Genomic DNA, 16,028 nt, shown 5'->3' with positions numbered 1-16,028 from the left:
GCGCCGCAAGGGGCGTGGTTTCACGTGAAACCACGCCCCTTGCGCACACCTCGGCTCATATGAGCACGCCGGGCCTCATGTGGAGTAATCAGGGGAGTCTGGGAAGATGGGGGCGACGATGACCGTCGCCCCCTAGGTCAGGGCCCCGTACCACTACGCCCGTACCCGCACATCACAAGGAGCGGACAGATGCCCATCGCAACCCCCGAGGTCTACAACGAGATGCTCGACCGGGCGAAGGCAGGCAAGTTCGCCTACCCGGCCATCAACGTCACCTCGACGCAGACCCTCCACGCCGCGCTGCGCGGCTTCGCCGAGGCGGAGAGCGACGGCATCATCCAGATCTCCACCGGCGGTGCGGAGTTCCTGGGCGGTCAGTACAGCAAGGACATGGTCTCGGGTGCGGTCGCGCTCGCCGAGTTCGCGCACGTCGTCGCCGAGAAGTACCCGGTGAACATCGCGCTGCACACCGACCACTGCCCCAAGGACAAGCTGGACGGCTACGTCCGCCCGCTGCTCGCGATCTCCCAGGAGCGCGTCGCCGCCGGCCGCAACCCCCTCTTCCAGTCCCACATGTGGGACGGCTCCGCCGAGAAGCTCGACGAGAACCTCGCCATCGCGAAGGAGCTCCTCGCCGAGGCCGTGAAGGCGAAGATCATCCTCGAGGTCGAGATCACCCCGACCGGCGGCGAGGAGGACGGCGTCTCCCACGAGATCAACGACGACCTCTACACCACCGTCGCGGACGTCGAGCGCACCGCCGAGGCGCTGGGCCTGGGCGAGAAGGGCCGCTACCTGCTGGCCGCCTCCTTCGGCAACGTCCACGGCGTCTACAAGCCGGGCAACGTCGTGCTGCGCCCGGAGCTCCTGCGCGACCTCCAGGACGGCATCGCCGCCAAGCACGGCAAGGCCGACCCGTTCGACTTCGTCTTCCACGGCGGCTCCGGCTCCACGGAGGAGGAGATCCGCACCGCGCTGGAGAACGGCGTCGTGAAGATGAACCTCGACACCGACACCCAGTACGCCTTCACCCGTCCGGTGGCGGCCCACATGTTCAAGAACTACGACGGCGTCCTGAAGGTCGACGGCGAGGTCGGCGACAAGAAGACCTACGACCCGCGCACCTGGGGCAAGCTGGCCGAGGCGAGCATGGCCGAGCGCGTCACCAAGGCGTGCGCGGACCTGCGCGCCACGGGCACGAAGCTGAAGTAGCCGAAGCAACGGCCCTACGGCCGGGGAAGGGGCCCGGTGCCGCGCGCGAGCGGCACCGGGCCCCTTCCGTATGGCCGCGCGCGCCCGTCCGGGGGATGATCGCGCCATGAGCGACTCCGCACCGGAACCCGCGCCCGGGCCCGGCCCCGAGCCGCCCCCGCCGGCGCGGGCCACGGAGGCGGGGCAGCAGGCGCCCGTCGGAGGGCCCGCGGTGCGCATGGGCACCGCCACGGGGCGCGCGGTGCTGCTGACCGCCGTGCTGGGCTCGGGCATGGCGATGCTCGACAGCACCGTCGTCAACGTCGCCCTGCCGCACATCGGCCGGGACCTCGACGCCGACCTGCCGGTCCTCCAGTGGACCGTCAACGCGTACATGCTCACCCTCGCGGGCCTGATCCTGCTGGGCGGCGCCCTCGGCGACCGCTACGGGCGGCGGCGGGTCTTCGTGATCGGCGTGGTGTGGTTCGCGCTCGCCTCGCTGCTGTGCGGGATCGCCCCCAGCGCCGGCGTGCTCGTCGGCGCGCGGGCCCTCCAGGGCATCGGCGGGGCCCTGCTCACGCCCGGCTCGCTCGCCCTCATCCAGGCCGTCTTCCGCCAGCAGGACCGGGCCGCGGCCGTCGGCGCGTGGTCCGGCCTGGGCGGGGTGGCCACGGCGGTCGGCCCGTTCGTGGGCGGCTGGCTGGTGGACGGGCCCGGCTGGCGCTGGGTGTTCCTGATCAACCTGCCGCTGGCGGCGGTGTGCGTCCCGGTGGCCCTGAAGTACGTCCCGGAGACGCGCGACCCCGGCGCGGGCGGGCGCTTCGACGCCCTCGGCGCGGCCCTGGGCGCGCTCGCCCTGGGCGCTGTGACGTACGCGCTGATCGCCGCCCCCGACAAGGGCGCCTCGCCGTGGGTGATCGGCCCCGCCGTCGCGGGCGTCCTGCTGGGCATCGCCTTCTGCCGGGTGGAGGCCCGCAGGCGCGACCCCATGCTGCCGCTGCACATCTTCTCCAACCGCCTGTTCTCCTCGATCAACGCGGTGACGGTGTGCGTCTACGCGGCCTTCAGCGGCTTCTTCTTCCTGTCGGTGCTGCAATTGCAGGTCGTGCTGGGCTGGTCGGCGCTCCAGGCCGGCACGGCCCTGCTGCCCACGACGGTGCTGATGCTGCTGCTGTCGGCCCGCTCCGGGGAGATCGCCCAGCGCATCGGCCCGCGCTGGCCCCTCACCATCGGGCCGCTGCTGTGCGCCGCGGGCATGCTGCTGATGGCCCGCGTCGGCCACGGCGCCTCGTACTGGGCGGACGTGCTGCCCGCGCTCGTGGTCCTGGGCCTGGGCATGACGGCCCTCGTCGCCCCGCTCACCGCGACCGTCCTCGCCTCCGTGGACGTCGCCCGCGCCGGCCTGGCCAGCGGCATCAACAACGCGGCCGCCCGCGCCGCCGGCCTGGTCGCCGTGGCCGCGCTGCCGCTGCTGGTCGGCATGGGCCCGGACGCCTACCGCGAGCCCGCGGTGTTCGCGCGCGCCTTCCGCAGCGCGATGTACTGGTGCGCAGGCTCCCTGGCGCTGGGCTCGGCCCTGGCCTGGTTCACGGTCGGGGCGGCGTGCCTGCGCGCCCGCAAGCCCACCGGCGAGGAGCCCAGCCACCCGGAGAGCACGTACCACTGCGGGGCGGCGTCCCCGCCGCTGGACCCGGGCGACGCCTGAGCGGCCGTATGCGGCGGCCGTACGCGGCGCAGTCGTGCGGGGTGCAGAGCCCGTACGTGGCACAGCCGTACGGGATGCAGCGCCCGTACGCGGCCCGGCGCGCTGACCGCAATCGGCGGCCGGTGGCTCCGGCACCTGCCCAGGCGGCGGGGCGACAGGGCAAACTGGAGCTCATGTCCATTCACGAGAACCTGCTCGGGGGACCGCCCCCGACCCACCTGCCCGACGACCCGGAGCCGCGCGAGCTGCTCGCCTCCGGAGCGGCCCCCTCCGAGGTCGCCGCGAAGTACCCCGCGTCGTCGCTGGCCTGGGCCCAGCTCGCCGACGAGGCGTTCGAGGGCGGCCGGGTCGTCGAGTCCTACGCCTACGCCCGCACCGGCTACCACCGCGGCCTCGACGCACTGCGCCGCAGCGGCTGGAAGGGCCACGGCCCCGTGCCCTTCGAGCACGAGCCGAACCGCGGCTTCCTGCGCGCCCTGCACGCCCTCGCGCGCGCCGCGCAGGCCATCGGCGAGCAGGAGGAGTACGAGCGCTGCTCCACCTTCCTGCGCGACAGCTCGCCCACGGCGGCCAACACCCTGGGCTGACCTGTGACGCACGGCCGGAACGCCCTGCCTCGTGCGGGGCGTTCCGGCTGTCTGCCCCGACTGCCCGTCCGGTGTCCGTCCGGCTGTCCGTCCGGTGTCCCTTCCGCTGTCTGTTCCGGCTGTCCGCCGGGCTATCCCCGGGTTATCCACAGCCCTTGCCGTGACCGGCTCCCCGCCCGCATGATCGCGTCAGTGGCCCGGCGAACCCGGGAGCAACGGCAGGGGAGACGACGTGACTTCTTCCGATCCGCAGGACACGGCAGCCAACCTTCACTTCACCGGCACCACCCCGTACGAGGACTATGTGCGGGCGTCCGAGCTCAGCAGCCTTCAGGAGCCGCTCTCCGAGGACCCCGGGGAGATGGCTTTCCTCGTTACCACGCAGGTGATGGAGCTCTGGTTCAGAGTCATCGTGCACGAATGGGAGACCGCCGCGCGCGCCCTGCGCGAGGACGACCTGCCGGTGGCGATGGCCGCCCTGAAGCGCTCCACGTACGAGTTGCAGTCCCTCAACGCCAGTTGGGAGCCGCTGGCGCACCTGACCCCGGCGCAGTTCAACGCCTTCCGCTCCGCCCTCGGGGACGCGTCCGGCTTCCAGTCGGCGATGCACCGGCGGCTGGAGTTCCTCCTCGGCGACAAGTCCGCGGCCATGCTCGTGCCGCACCAGGGCGCGCCGCAGATCCACGCAGAGCTGGAGAAGGCGCTGTACGCACCCAGCCTGTACGACGAGGTGCTGCGCCATCTCGCGCGCCGCGGCCATGAGATACCCGTGACCGTCCTCGGCCGTGACGTCTCCGAGCGGTATGCGGCGGATCCGGCGGTCGAGGCGGTCTGGGAGCGGATATACGCCGGGGACCAGGGCAGTGAGGAGTGCCGGCTGGGGGAGGCGCTGACGGAGGTCGCGGAGCTCGTCTGGCGCTGGCGCAACGATCACTTGGTGGCCACGCGCCGGGCCATGGGCGCGAAGGTGGGCACGGGCGGCTCGCCGGGCGTCGCCTGGCTGGAGAAGCGGGCGACGAAGCACGTGTTCCCCGAGTTGTGGACGGCGCGCAGCCGTGTCTGAGGCGGTCCGGGCCGGGGAAGCCGCCGCGCTCGACGCCGCCGACGGACTGGCCGCGAAGCGCGCCGAGTTCGACCTTGACGACGCCGTCGTCTACCTCGACGGGAATTCGCTCGGCGCCCCGCCGCGCGGCGTCGCCGGCCGCCTCGCCGACGTGGTCGGGCGCGAGTGGGGGCGGCTGGGCATCCGCTCCTGGGAGGAGTCCGGCTGGTGGACGGCCCCGGAGCGCGTCGGCGACCGCCTCGGCCGGCTGGTCGGCGCCGCCCCGGGCCAGGTCGTCGCCGGCGACTCCACGAGCGTCAACGTCTTCAAGGCCGTGGTCGCGGCCATCCGCATGACACGGGGGGCGGGGGAGGGGGGAGGGGAGGGGGAGGCCCCCCTGCGGGACGAAGTGCTCGTGGACGCCGCCACCTTCCCCACCGACGGCTACATCGCCAGCTCCGCCGCCCGCATGACCGGCTGCCGGATCCGCGCCGTCGACGCGGCGGACATGGCCCGCGAGGCCGGCCCCCGCACGGCCGTCGCCCTCGTCAACCACGTCGACTACCGCACGGGCCGCCTCCACGACCTGCCCGGCACCACGGCCGCCCTCCGCGCCGCCGGCGCGCGCACCGTGTGGGACCTGTGCCACAGCGCGGGCGCCCTGCCCGTCCGTCTCGACGCCGACGGGGCGGACTTCGCGGTCGGCTGCACGTACAAGTACCTCAACGGCGGCCCCGGCGCGCCCGCCTTCCTCTACGTGCGCCGCGCCCTGCAAGACCGGTTCGACTCACCGCTCCCCGGCTGGAACTCCCACGCCGACCCCTTCGCCATGGACCCCGCCTACGCGCCCGCCGGCGGCGCCGTCCGCGGCCGCGTCGGCACCCCGGAGATCCTCTCCCTCCTCGCCCTCGACGCCGCGCTCGACGTCTGGGACGGCGTGGACCTCGCGGCCGTCCGCGCCAAGAGCCTCGCCCTCACGGACTTCTTCCTGCGCTGCGTCGAGGCGTACGTCCCGCAAGGCGGCGTCGAGTCCGTGACGCCGCGGGCGCACGGCGAGCGGGGCAGCCAGGTGTCGCTGCGGTACGGGCCCGGAGCCGGCGAGGTCATGGCGGAGCTCATCCGCCGCGGTGTCGTCGGCGACTTCCGGCGCCCGGACGTCCTCCGGTTCGGTTTCACGCCGCTGTACACGCGCTTCGCGGATGCGGAACGGGCCGCGCGCGTGCTCGGCGAGGTGGTGGCGGAGGCCCGGCGGTGACGGCCGAGGAGGACGCCCTGTTCGGCCTGCCCTACGTGCCGCCCGACGCGACCGTGCCCTACGGCCCGCACCCCAGCCAGGTCGTCGACCTCCACCTGCCGGCCGGGCCGGCGGCCGGCGTCCGCGTGACCCTGCTGCACGGCGGGTTCTGGCGCGAGGCCTACGACCGCCGCCACCTCGCGCCCCTCGCGGCGGCCCTGGCCGCGCAGGGCGTGGAGGTGGCCCTCGCGGAGTACCGCCGCGTCGGGCCGGGCGGCGGCGGAGGCTGGCCGCGGACGTACGAGGACGTCGTCCGCGCCGCGGCGATCCGCAGCCGGCCGCCTCGGCGAAGACACGTCCTGGTAGGCCACTCCGCCGGCGGCCACCTCGCCCTGTGCGCGGCGAGCGACGCCACGGTCGCGGACGCTGTCACAGACGTCGTCGCCATCGCCCCGGTCGCCGACCTCGCCCGGGCGCGCGAGCTGGGGCTGAGCGGGGGAGCGGTGGAGGAGTTCCTGGGCGGCGAGCGGCCCGCGGACGCCGACCCCGTCCTGCGCCCGCCCGCGCGCGTCCCCGTCACCGTCCTGCACGGAACCGACGACCCGGACGTACCGCTGGAGCTGTCCCGGTCCTACGTGACGTCCGCCACGGCGGCGGGCGCGGACGTCACCCTGCACACCCTCCCGGGCACCGGCCACTACGCCGCGGTCACGCCGGGCACGGCGGCCTACGGAGACCTGCTGACCGCGCTGCTCTCTCCCTCCCGGGGGGAGGCCCGTCCGACTTAAGGAGGACCCCCGGAGATCCCCATTCATGGGGACGCCCTACGACATCGGTTTGCCTACCGTTGATGGTGTGACCGACACCCATGACACCCACCCGGGCAACGAGCTGCGCATGGCGAAGACTGCCCTCCACAGGCTGCGCGAGGACCTCTTCACCGACGCCTTCGCGTTCCGCCCGCTGCTGCCGCTCCCCACCGAGCGCGGGTGGGTGCGCCGGCTGCCGGTGCGCGCCCGGCGGTACGCACGCTGGTTCCCGCACAGCGCCCTCACCCTCTTCGCGTGCTTCGTCACGCTCGCGACCGCCGACCGCATAGGCGGCGTGTCCGGGCTCGGCTACGCGGGGCTGTTCGTCGGCGCACCGCTGATCATGACGATGCTCCGGCCGGTCGGCGCCTGGTGGCTCTCCCTGGCGGGGATGCTGTTCTCGGGCGTCTTCCTCAGCGGCTACAGAATGGGCGACTCGTCGGTCAACTTCGTCACGTACCTGATCGTCGTGCTGTTCGTGGCCCTGCGGACGCGGCCCCGCGTCGCGGTCGAGATGCTGGTGCTCACCGCCGCGGCCGGCATCTTCCTGACGTTCTTCCTCCAGGCCTTCCGCCCGTACGGCGGCTACCCGGGTTCCGATCTCTTCGAGATGTTCGCCCTGTTCACGGTCGTGATGATCGCCGTGCTCTCCATGCGCGGGCTGCGCGAGTCCAAGCAGCAGGTCGCCGAGCAGACCGCCGTGACCGAGGTCGAGCGCTCCCGCCGCACCGTGCTGGAGGAGCGGACCACCATCGCCCGTGAGCTGCACGACGTCGTCGCGCACCACATGTCGGTCGTCGCCATCCAGGCGGAGGCCGCCCCGTACCGCGTCCAGGACACCCCGCCCGAGCTCGCGGCCGCGTTCCAGACGATCCGGGAGAACGCCGTGGCGGCGCTGACCGAGCTGCGCCGGATCCTCGGCGTCGTGCGGTCGGAGAACCCCGAGGCGTTCGCCGACCCGGAGGCCCCGCAGCCCACCCTCGAAGCGCTGCCCTCGCTGTTCGGCAACATCCGCTCGGCCGGACTGGCCGTCGAGCACGTCACGACGGGCGCCGTGCGGCCGCTGCCGCAGGGCGTGGAGCTGTCGGCGTACCGGATCGTCCAGGAGGCGCTCAGCAACGTCCTGCGGCACGCGCCGGGCGCCGAGGCCCGCGTCGAGGTCAGCTACGTCCTGGGCGGGCTCGGCCTGCGGGTCGTCAACGGCCCGCCGAACCGGCTGGCGAAGCCCTCGCCCGGCGCCGGCCACGGCGTCCTCGGCATGCGCGAGCGCGTGGCGATGCTCGGCGGCGCGATGACGGCCGAGGCGACGGAGGACGGCGGCTACGAGGTCGCGGCGTTCCTCCCCGTGGAGCCGGGCGAGGCCGCCGCATGACCATCCGCGTGATGATCGTTGACGATCAGATGATGGTCCGCGAGGGCTTCTCCGTCCTGCTGAACGCCATGCCCGACATCGAGGTCGTGGGCGAGGCCGTCGACGGCAGGGAGGCTGTGGAAAAGGTCGCCACTCTGCGCCCCGACGTCGTCCTGATGGACATCCGGATGCCCGTGCTCAACGGCCTGGAGGCCACCCGGGAGATCGTCGCCGCCGACGCGGACGCGAAGGTGCTGGTCCTGACGACCTTCGACCTGGACGAGTACGTCTACCAGGCGCTGCGGGCCGGGGCGAGCGGCTTCCTGCTCAAGGACGCCTCCGCCCGGCAGCTCGCGGACGGCGTGCGCGTGGTCGCCGACGGCGAGGCGCTGCTGGCGCCGACGGTCACCAAGCGCCTCATCCAGGAGTTCTCCCGGCTGGGCACGCCCAAGCCGCCCACGCAGGAGCGCGTCGGCGAGCTGACCGAGCGGGAGACGGAGGTGCTGGTGCTGGTCGCACAGGGCCGCTCCAACTCGGAGATCGCCGCGCACCTCGTGGTCGCCGAGTCCACGGTCAAGACGCACGTCAGCCGCATCCTGGTGAAGCTGGGCCTGCGCGACCGGACGCAGGCGGCGGTCTTCGCGTACGAGGCGGGCTTGGTGACCCCGGGCGGCTGAGAGCCGCCCGCAACGACGGGCCACCACGGCGGCGGGCCGCTACGGTGGCGGCCCGCCGGACGGCTACACGCGAGGCAGCGTGAGCCGCCATCCCCCCGGTGCCGCCGTCCACGTGCGCCGCCGCACCGGCCCCGCCAGGACGTTGTCCGCGCGGTAGCGGAACGCGGGCCCGGAGACGGTGACGCGGCGGGCGCGCGAGCGCAGGGGGGCGTCGGCGTCGTGGGTGTGGACGGCGAGCTCCGCGAGGCCGTCGTCGGCGGTGTCCAGGGAGACGCGGGTGACGGGCCGGTCGAGGTCGGTGATCAGCACTCCGTCGGCCTCGATCCGCAGCCGGGTGCAGCCGGGCACGGGGACGCGGCCGGCGGCCGCCGGACCGGTCAGCAGGGTGAGCGCGGAGCGGGCCGTGCGCGCGGCCGGGGACCACCACGGCTGGTGACCTTCGCCACTTCCGCCGGGCACGCCCTCCGCGCCGGCGCAACCCGGGCCGGAGCCCGCGGCCGCCGGATCCACAGCCTCCGCACCGCCCTCAGCAGCCTCCGCAGACCCGTTCGGCCCAGCCGGCACCGGCGACCCCGCAGCCGCGTCCGGCCCGTCGCCGCCGCCCGGGATCCACAGCCCGCCGAGGATCACACCGCCGCTGTCGTCCACGAGCACGTCCAGAGGCCGCTCCAGGCCGTCCAGGACGGCCCGGGCGGCGGCGACGGGCCCCAGGGGCACCCCGAGCCTGCGAGCCACGGAGACGGCCGGCAGGGGCCCCACAGGCACGACGGACACCGGGACGTCCGCCAGCTCGCGGCGGCGGTGCAGGACGGTCACCACGTGCAGCAGGGCGCGGTCGTCGCCGATGACGACCGGCCGCCGCCGGCCGCGCCGGGCCAGGGCGCGCTCGACCTCCTCCGGCCCTTCCGGCAGACAGATCTTGGTCGCCGCGCCGCCGCGGAGCACGTCCCTCGCGATCCGTACGGACTCGCCGTCCACGCGGCGGGCGACCGGGTCGATGACCACGAGCAGAGCCTGCTCGCCAGGGTCTGGAGCCGACACCTCGGTCCTTCCTCAGGTGCTGTTTTTCCCGGGGCACGACCCCCGGACCCCCGGTCGCGACCCGGGGCCCTGGGTCTTTCTGTTCGTCCCCCGAGCGAAATATTCGGTAATCTCTCGGTGCAAGAGCCCCTGTCGCTGTTGCGCCAGGGGCTTCGTCTATCCGGGGCACCGGTTCGACGGCTCTAGCGGTGGTGTACGCCCTGAGCAAGCGGGGTGACACCACCACGCACGTTGGACATGCCCCGCCCGGAAGGGGTGTACGCCTGTGCCCGCACTTGTGCTGCTCGGTGCTCAGTGGGGTGACGAGGGCAAGGGAAAGGCCACCGATCTCCTCGGTGGATCTGTGGACTATGTGGTGCGCTACCAAGGTGGCAACAACGCCGGCCACACGGTGGTCGTCGGCGACCAGAAATACGCGCTGCACCTCCTCCCTTCCGGGATCCTCTCGCCGGGGTGCACCCCGGTCATCGGCAACGGTGTGGTCGTCGACCCGGCGGTCCTGCTCTCCGAGCTGAGCGGGCTGAACGAGCGCGGCGTCGACACGTCCAAGCTGCTGCTCAGCGGTAACGCTCACCTGATCACGCCGTACCACACGACGGTCGACAAGGTGACGGAACGCTTCCTCGGCAAGCGGAAGATCGGCACCACCGGCCGCGGCATCGGCCCGACCTACGCGGACAAGATCAACCGCGTGGGCATCCGCGTTCAGGACCTCTACGACGAGTCGATCCTGACGCAGAAGGTCGAGGCTGCCCTCGACTTCAAGAACCAGATCCTGGCGAAGCTCTACAACCGCCGCGCGATCGACGTCGCCCAGATCGTCGACGAGATGCTGGGCTACGCCGAGCAGATCAAGCCGTTCGTCGCGGACACCACGCTGATCCTGAACAACGCCATCGACGAGGGCAAGGTCGTCCTCTTCGAGGGCGGTCAGGGCACGCTGCTCGACGTCGACCACGGCACGTACCCCTTCGTCACCTCCTCCAACCCGACCGCGGGCGGCGCCTGCACGGGTACGGGCGTGGGCCCGACGAAGATCAACCGCGTGATCGGCATCCTCAAGGCCTACACCACGCGCGTCGGCGCCGGTCCGTTCCCGACCGAGCTGTTCGACAAGGACGGCGAGGCGCTGCGCACCATCGGCGGCGAGCGCGGTGTGACCACCGGCCGTGACCGCCGCTGCGGCTGGTTCGACGCGGTCATCGCCCGCTACGCCACCCGCGTCAACGGCCTGACGGACTTCTTCCTCACCAAGCTCGACGTGCTCACCGGCTGGGAGCAGATCCCGGTCTGCGTCGCGTACGAGATCGACGGCAAGCGGGTCGAGGAGCTGCCCTACAGCCAGAGCGACTTCCACCACGCGAAGCCGATCTACGAGATGCTGCCGGGCTGGAGCGAGGACATCTCCAAGGCGAAGACCTTCTCGGACCTGCCGAAGAACGCGCAGGCGTACGTGAAGGCGCTGGAGGAGATGTCGGGCGCGCCGATCTCCGCGATCGGCGTGGGCCCGGGCCGCGACGAGACGATCGAGATCAACTCGTTCCTTTCGTAGGCACCCTGTACGGACGCACGGCGCCCCGGTGGCTTTCGGCCACCGGGGCGCCGTCGCGTTCAGGCGATCTTCGGGTATCAGCCGGTTTTCCGGTAGACCAGTGAGGCGTCTTTCGTGCCGGAGTCGACGAAGTCGCGCCGCATCCGGCCGTCCGGGAGCAGGACGAGGTCCGAGGCGGAGCCGGGCTGGCAGGCGGAGGCGGGGTTCGCCCGGGTGACCCGGGAGGGGCCGAGGTGCAGCGGGGTCCCGGCGGTACCGCCGCCGGTCGCCGTGGTCTGCCACTGGCAGGTGTACGGCGTGCCGTCGTCGAGGACGCCGCTCCCCTCGATCGTGACGACGGTGTCCGCGCCCCGCGTGATGGTGATGGCCCGGCTGTTGGTGCGCGCGCCGTTGCCGAAACCGGACTGCCAGGTGCCGGCGAACGCCTGGGGCCCGCCGGTGCTGCTGTCCGTGCCGGGGCTCGTGGCGGGCGCGGGCGTGGACCCGGGGGCGGCCGATGGGGACGTGGTGCCGGGGGAGGCGGCCCGCGAGGAGGAGCTCGCCGCTCCGGAAACCTCGTCCTTCCCGCCGTTGTGCTTGAGCAGGAAGACCGTTCCTGCTCCCGCGATCAGCCCGCCGGCCACCACGGCGGCGAGGATGACCGGCACCCGCGAACGGCGCGGCGCGGGAGGCCCGTAGGGGACGTACCCGGTGACGTACGTGCTGCCCGAGTCGTGCGGGCCGGGGGCGTGGCCGTGCGCATGGCCGGGGCCGTACGGGCCCGGCTGCGGATATCCGTAAGGGACCGTGGCGGGCGCGGGCGGCGGCACGGGATGCGACGGGTGCCCCGCCGGGGGAGGCGTGTTCCCCGCGGTGATGGTCGGCGGATCCTGCCGCGCGGGCGGCAGCGGCTGCGGGGCCGGTGCTGCCGGGGATATCGCCGCCGCCGGGGATATCGCCGTCGGCGCGTGCCCGTCGCCCGCCGGCTCCGGGCCCCGTACGGGCTCCTCCACGTTCAGCAACTGCACGGCGTGCCGCCCGAGCTGGGCGACGAGGCCGCCCGGCAGCCAGGGCTCCGCGGAGCGCAGGTCGCCGAGCACCTCCTCGACGCCGGTGACCTCCAGGACCTGCGCGGGCGTCGGCCGCTCCTGCGGGTCCTTGGCGAGGAACGACGTGATGAGCGGGCGCAGTCCGGCCGGGACCTCGGTCAGGTCCGGCTGCTCCTCCGCGATCCGGTACATGAGGGCGTGCACGCCGCTGTCGGCCGTGCCGAACGGCATCCGGCCGGTGGCCGCGTAGGCCAGCACCGAGCCGAGGCAGAAGACGTCGCTGGCGGGCGTGACCGCGCCGCCGCGCACCTGCTCGGGCGACATGAAGCCGGGGGAGCCGACTGCCGCGCCGGTACGGGTGAGGCCGTCGCCGTCGGCGACGGTCTCCAGGGCGCGGGCGATGCCGAAGTCGATGACGCGCGGGCCGTCGAGGGTGACGAGCACGTTGGACGGCTTGAGGTCGCGGTGGACGATGCCCGCGGCGTGCACGGCCTGGAGGGCGCGCGCGAGACCGGCGCCCAGGATGCGCACGGAGCGCTCGGGCAGCGGCCCGAAGTCCCGGTCGACGACCTGCCGCAGGGACGGTCCGGCGATGTAACCGGTGGCGACCCAGGGGACTTCGGCCTCGGTGTCCGCGTCGAGCACGGGCGCGGTCCACTCGCCGCCGACCTGGCGGGCGCTGCGCACCTCCTGGCGGAAGCGCCGCCGGAACTCCTCCTGGCCGGCCAGCTCGCGGTGGACGAGCTTGACGGCCACCGTGCGGCCCCGGTCGGAGCGGGCCAGGTAGACGCGGCCCATGCCGCCCGCTCCGAGCCGCCCGAGCAGCCGGTACGCGCCGAGTGTGCGTGGATCGTCTGGCCTCAGGCCGTCCATGGTCAGGTCCTCCGTGTCCCCCGTGTTTCTTTGCGGAGAATAGCGGGACAGGAAAGAACCGGGACCCCGCACTCGGAAAGTACGGGGCCCCGGTCCGGACCGCTGGGGACCCCGGCGCGGGCCGGGGAGCGGGGTCAGGCCGGAATGATGTTCTCCGCCTGAGGGCCCTTCTGGCCCTGGGTGACGTCGAAGGTGACCTTCTGGCCCTCCTGAAGCTCCCGGAACCCCTGGGTAGCGATGTTCGAGTAGTGGGCGAAGACGTCGGCACCGCCGCCGTCCTGGGCGATGAAGCCGAATCCCTTTTCCGAGTTGAACCACTTCACGATGCCGGTAGCCAAGATGATCTCCTCGATGGCGGCGGTGCCTGAATTCCGGGCACCTAAAAAGCGCAGCCGAACGCAACAGCGCCTGAAGGTCGCAGACCTTCAGGCGCGCATATGACCGGGTCCATAACTGCAACGGAAAATGACCGTAGCATGCGGCTCGTCCCATTCGCGGAATTTGCGAATTTCCCCGGCCGACGCGGCGTGCCGCGCGGCCCGGCAGTGTGTCGGCGGGCGCGGCAAGAGCCATACACAGTGCCGGTGTCGGGCCGGTCCGGGCCTGCCTACGCTGGCTGTTGCCCGTCCCAAGCCCCAGCCCGGCCAGAGCACCAGGGAGCCGACCGTGAGCACCCCGCACCCCGCAGCCGACCCCGCCGCCGGCGCCGCCGTCAAGGCCGCCGACCGAGCACACGTCTTCCACTCCTGGTCCGCGCAGGGCCTCATCGACCCGCTGGCCGTCGCGGGCGCCGAGGGCTCCTGGTTCTGGGACTACGACGGCAACCGCTACCTCGACTTCTCCTCCCAGCTGGTCAACACCAACATCGGCCACCAGCACCCCAAGGTGGTCGCCGCGATCCAGGAGCAGGCGGCGCGGCTGTGCACGATCGCGCCGGGCTTCGCGGTGGACGTGCGCTCCGAGGCCGCGCGGCTGATCGCCGAGCGCACCCCCGGCGACCTCGACAAGATCTTCTTCACCAACGGCGGTGCGGAGGCGGTCGAGAACGCCGTGCGGATGGCCCGCCTGCACACCGGCCGGCCCAAGGTGCTGAGCGCCTACCGCTCGTACCACGGCGCGACCGCCGCGGCCATCAACCTCACCGGCGACCCGCGCCGCTGGCCTTCCGACACCGCCTCGGCGGGCGTCGTGCACTTCTGGGCGCCCTTCCTCTACCGCTCGCCCTTCCACGCGGACAGCGAGCGGCAGGAGTGCGAGCGCGCGCTCCAACACCTTGAGGACACGATCGCCTTCGAGGGCCCGGCCACGATCGCCGCGATCGTCCTGGAGACGATCCCGGGCACGGCCGGGATCATGGTCCCGCCGCCCGGCTACCTGCCCGGAGTGCGGGAGATCTGCGACCGTTACGGCATCGTGTTCGTCCTCGACGAGGTCATGGCGGGCTTCGGCCGTACGGGCCGCTGGTTCGCCGCCGACCACTTCGACGTCGTGCCCGACCTGCTGACCTTCGCCAAGGGCGTCAACTCCGGCTACGTGCCGCTCGGCGGCGTCGCGATCTCCGCGGAGATCGCCGCCACCTTCGACGAGCGCCCCTACCCCGGCGGGCTCACCTACTCCGGGCACCCCCTGGCCTGTGCCTCCGCCGTGGCGACGATCAACGCCATGGCCGAGGAGGGCATCGTGGAGAACGCCGCCCGGATCGGCGAGCAGGTCCTCGGCCCCGGCCTGCGCGAGCTCGCCGGCCGCCACCCGAGCGTCGGCGAGGTGCGCGGCCTGGGCGCCTTCTGGGCCGTGGAGCTGGTCCGGGACCGGGCCACCCGCGAGCCGCTGGTGCCGTACGCGGCGGCGGGCGAGGCGATGACGGCGTTCACCGCCGCCTGCAAGAAGAACGGCCTGTGGCCGTTCGTGAACATGAACCGCACCCACGTGGTGCCCCCGTGCACGATCACGGAGGAGGAGGCGAAGCAGGGCCTGGCGGCCCTGGACGAGGCGCTCACGGTGGCGGACGCGTACACGGCCTGAGGTCCCGGGCGCTCCCGCCCCGGCGGTGCGCAACCGTCGCAAAAGGTGACCGGCGGCGCCGAACCACCCGAGCCCACTCGTAAGGGCGCAACCCCGCATGGGGTACCGTGCCCCGTTCCTGTGCGCACGGCCATATTGTCCAAGACGGCCCTCGCATATCGTTTGCGAGGGCCGCTCGCACCATGGCGCGCGGCCGGGGAAGGGGAGACGGAGACCGATGCCCGGCAGCGAGGCTGTCAGACGCACGACGCTGCGCGAGCAGATCGCCGATGCCTTGCGCGACGAGGTCATAGCGGGGCGGCTCCCCGCGGGCCGCCAGTTCACGGTCAAGGAGATCGCCGAGCAGTACGGCGTCTCGGCCACACCCGTGCGCGAGGCGCTGCTCGACCTGTGCGCGCAGGGGCTGCTCGGCGTGGAAATGCACAAGGGCTACCGCGTGCGCGAATTCACGTATGCCGATTTCCGGGACATGGTCGAGGCCCGTTCGCTGATCGTCGAGGGCATCTTCCGCCGCTCCCCGGACCGCGCGCTGGGCGCCGTCACCCCGTCCGCGCTGGCCTCCGTGCGGCGCCGGGCCGAGGAGGCCTCGCGGGCCGCCGCCGCGGGCGACCTGGACATCCTCATCGGCTACGACCTCCGCTTCTGGCGCGAACTCGCCGCAATCGTCGGCAACCCGTACATATCCGGCTTCCTCAATACGGTCCGGGTGCAGGGCTGGGTCTTCACCGTCCCGCTGCTGCGCCGGATGCCCACCCTCCGGGGCCGCCTGTGGAGCGGCCACAGCGAACTCGTCGAGGCCGTGGCCCGGCAGAACGCCGTGGAGGTGGAGCGGATCATCACCGCGTACAACCAGCACTCCCTGGCACTGATCGAGGCCTCCCGCCCGGTATGACAACCGGCCCGGCCGCACTACTCT

14 protein-coding genes are annotated in these 16,028 nt (G+C 73.0%); 11 read left to right on the top strand and 3 right to left on the bottom strand.

What is annotated here, in order from left to right; translation table 11 throughout:
- Positions 1-189: 189 nt before the first annotated feature.
- From fbaA to D7231_RS10225, 8 genes are all read left to right on the top strand, one after another.
- Positions 190-1,212 (top strand): class II fructose-bisphosphate aldolase, encoded by a 1,023-nt coding sequence (gene fbaA / locus D7231_RS10260; RefSeq protein WP_120754671.1) that lies wholly within the window; start codon positions 190-192, stop codon positions 1,210-1,212.
- A gap of 217 nt (positions 1,213-1,429) precedes the next feature.
- Positions 1,430-2,896, top strand: a complete 1,467-nt coding sequence (locus tag D7231_RS10255) for an MFS transporter (protein ID WP_241999682.1) — start codon at positions 1,430-1,432, stop codon at positions 2,894-2,896.
- Between the two features lie 173 nt (positions 2,897-3,069).
- Positions 3,070-3,483 (top strand): DUF3151 domain-containing protein, encoded by a 414-nt coding sequence (locus D7231_RS10250; protein ID WP_120754667.1) that lies wholly within the window; start codon positions 3,070-3,072, stop codon positions 3,481-3,483.
- Positions 3,484-3,715: 232 nt separating this feature from the next.
- On the top strand, positions 3,716-4,546 hold the full coding sequence (locus D7231_RS10245) for a tryptophan 2,3-dioxygenase (protein ID WP_120754665.1): 831 nt from the start codon (positions 3,716-3,718) through the stop codon (positions 4,544-4,546).
- A complete protein-coding gene (gene kynU, locus D7231_RS10240) occupies positions 4,539-5,780 on the top strand; it encodes a kynureninase (protein ID WP_120754664.1) in 1,242 nt (413 codons plus the stop codon). Before D7231_RS10245 ends, kynU begins: the two co-directional genes overlap by 8 nt.
- Positions 5,777-6,547, top strand: a complete 771-nt coding sequence (locus D7231_RS10235; RefSeq protein WP_120754663.1) for an alpha/beta hydrolase — start codon at positions 5,777-5,779, stop codon at positions 6,545-6,547. Before kynU ends, D7231_RS10235 begins: the two co-directional genes overlap by 4 nt.
- Before the next feature lie 109 nt (positions 6,548-6,656).
- Positions 6,657-7,940, top strand: coding sequence for a sensor histidine kinase (locus tag D7231_RS10230; RefSeq protein WP_120755552.1), 1,284 nt, complete (start codon positions 6,657-6,659; stop codon positions 7,938-7,940).
- Entirely contained in the window at positions 7,937-8,596 is a 660-nt protein-coding gene (locus D7231_RS10225; protein ID WP_120754662.1) for a response regulator, read from the top strand. Before D7231_RS10230 ends, D7231_RS10225 begins: the two co-directional genes overlap by 4 nt.
- 63 nt (positions 8,597-8,659) lie before the next feature.
- On the opposite strand, the gene D7231_RS10220 is transcribed toward D7231_RS10225, so the two are convergent.
- On the bottom strand, positions 8,660-9,637 hold the full coding sequence (locus D7231_RS10220; RefSeq protein WP_241999642.1) for a diacylglycerol kinase: 978 nt from the start codon (positions 9,635-9,637) through the stop codon (positions 8,660-8,662).
- A gap of 265 nt (positions 9,638-9,902) precedes the next feature.
- On the opposite strand from D7231_RS10220, the gene D7231_RS10215 reads away from it, so the two are divergent.
- Positions 9,903-11,189: an adenylosuccinate synthase gene (locus D7231_RS10215; protein ID WP_120754660.1), complete on the top strand. Its 1,287-nt coding sequence runs from the start codon at positions 9,903-9,905 to the stop codon at positions 11,187-11,189.
- A gap of 77 nt (positions 11,190-11,266) precedes the next feature.
- On the opposite strand, the gene D7231_RS10210 is transcribed toward D7231_RS10215, so the two are convergent.
- Together D7231_RS10210 and D7231_RS10205 are read right to left on the bottom strand one after the other, a co-directional pair.
- Positions 11,267-13,090 carry a serine/threonine-protein kinase gene (locus tag D7231_RS10210; protein ID WP_120754659.1) on the bottom strand — a complete coding sequence of 608 codons (1,824 nt, stop codon included), beginning with the start codon at positions 13,088-13,090 and terminating at the stop codon, positions 11,267-11,269.
- 134 nt (positions 13,091-13,224) lie between these two features.
- Entirely contained in the window at positions 13,225-13,428 is a 204-nt protein-coding gene (locus tag D7231_RS10205; protein ID WP_030367030.1) for a cold-shock protein, read from the bottom strand.
- Between the two features lie 328 nt (positions 13,429-13,756).
- Between D7231_RS10205 and D7231_RS10200 the strand changes: the two genes are divergently transcribed.
- Both D7231_RS10200 and D7231_RS10195 read left to right on the top strand, forming a co-directional pair.
- Positions 13,757-15,112, top strand: a complete 1,356-nt coding sequence (locus D7231_RS10200; protein ID WP_120754658.1) for an aspartate aminotransferase family protein — start codon at positions 13,757-13,759, stop codon at positions 15,110-15,112.
- Positions 15,113-15,329: 217 nt separating this feature from the next.
- The gene (locus D7231_RS10195) at positions 15,330-16,004 is read left to right on the top strand and encodes a GntR family transcriptional regulator (RefSeq protein WP_120754657.1); all 675 of its coding nucleotides are present in this window, start codon (positions 15,330-15,332) and stop codon (positions 16,002-16,004) included.
- Positions 16,005-16,028: the final 24 nt, after the last annotated feature.

Origin of the sequence: Streptomyces klenkii, assembly GCF_003626645.1 — a bacterium.
Lineage (GTDB): Bacteria > Actinomycetota > Actinomycetes > Streptomycetales > Streptomycetaceae > Streptomyces > Streptomyces klenkii.
This window is presented reverse-complemented; position numbering and strand designations above follow the sequence as displayed.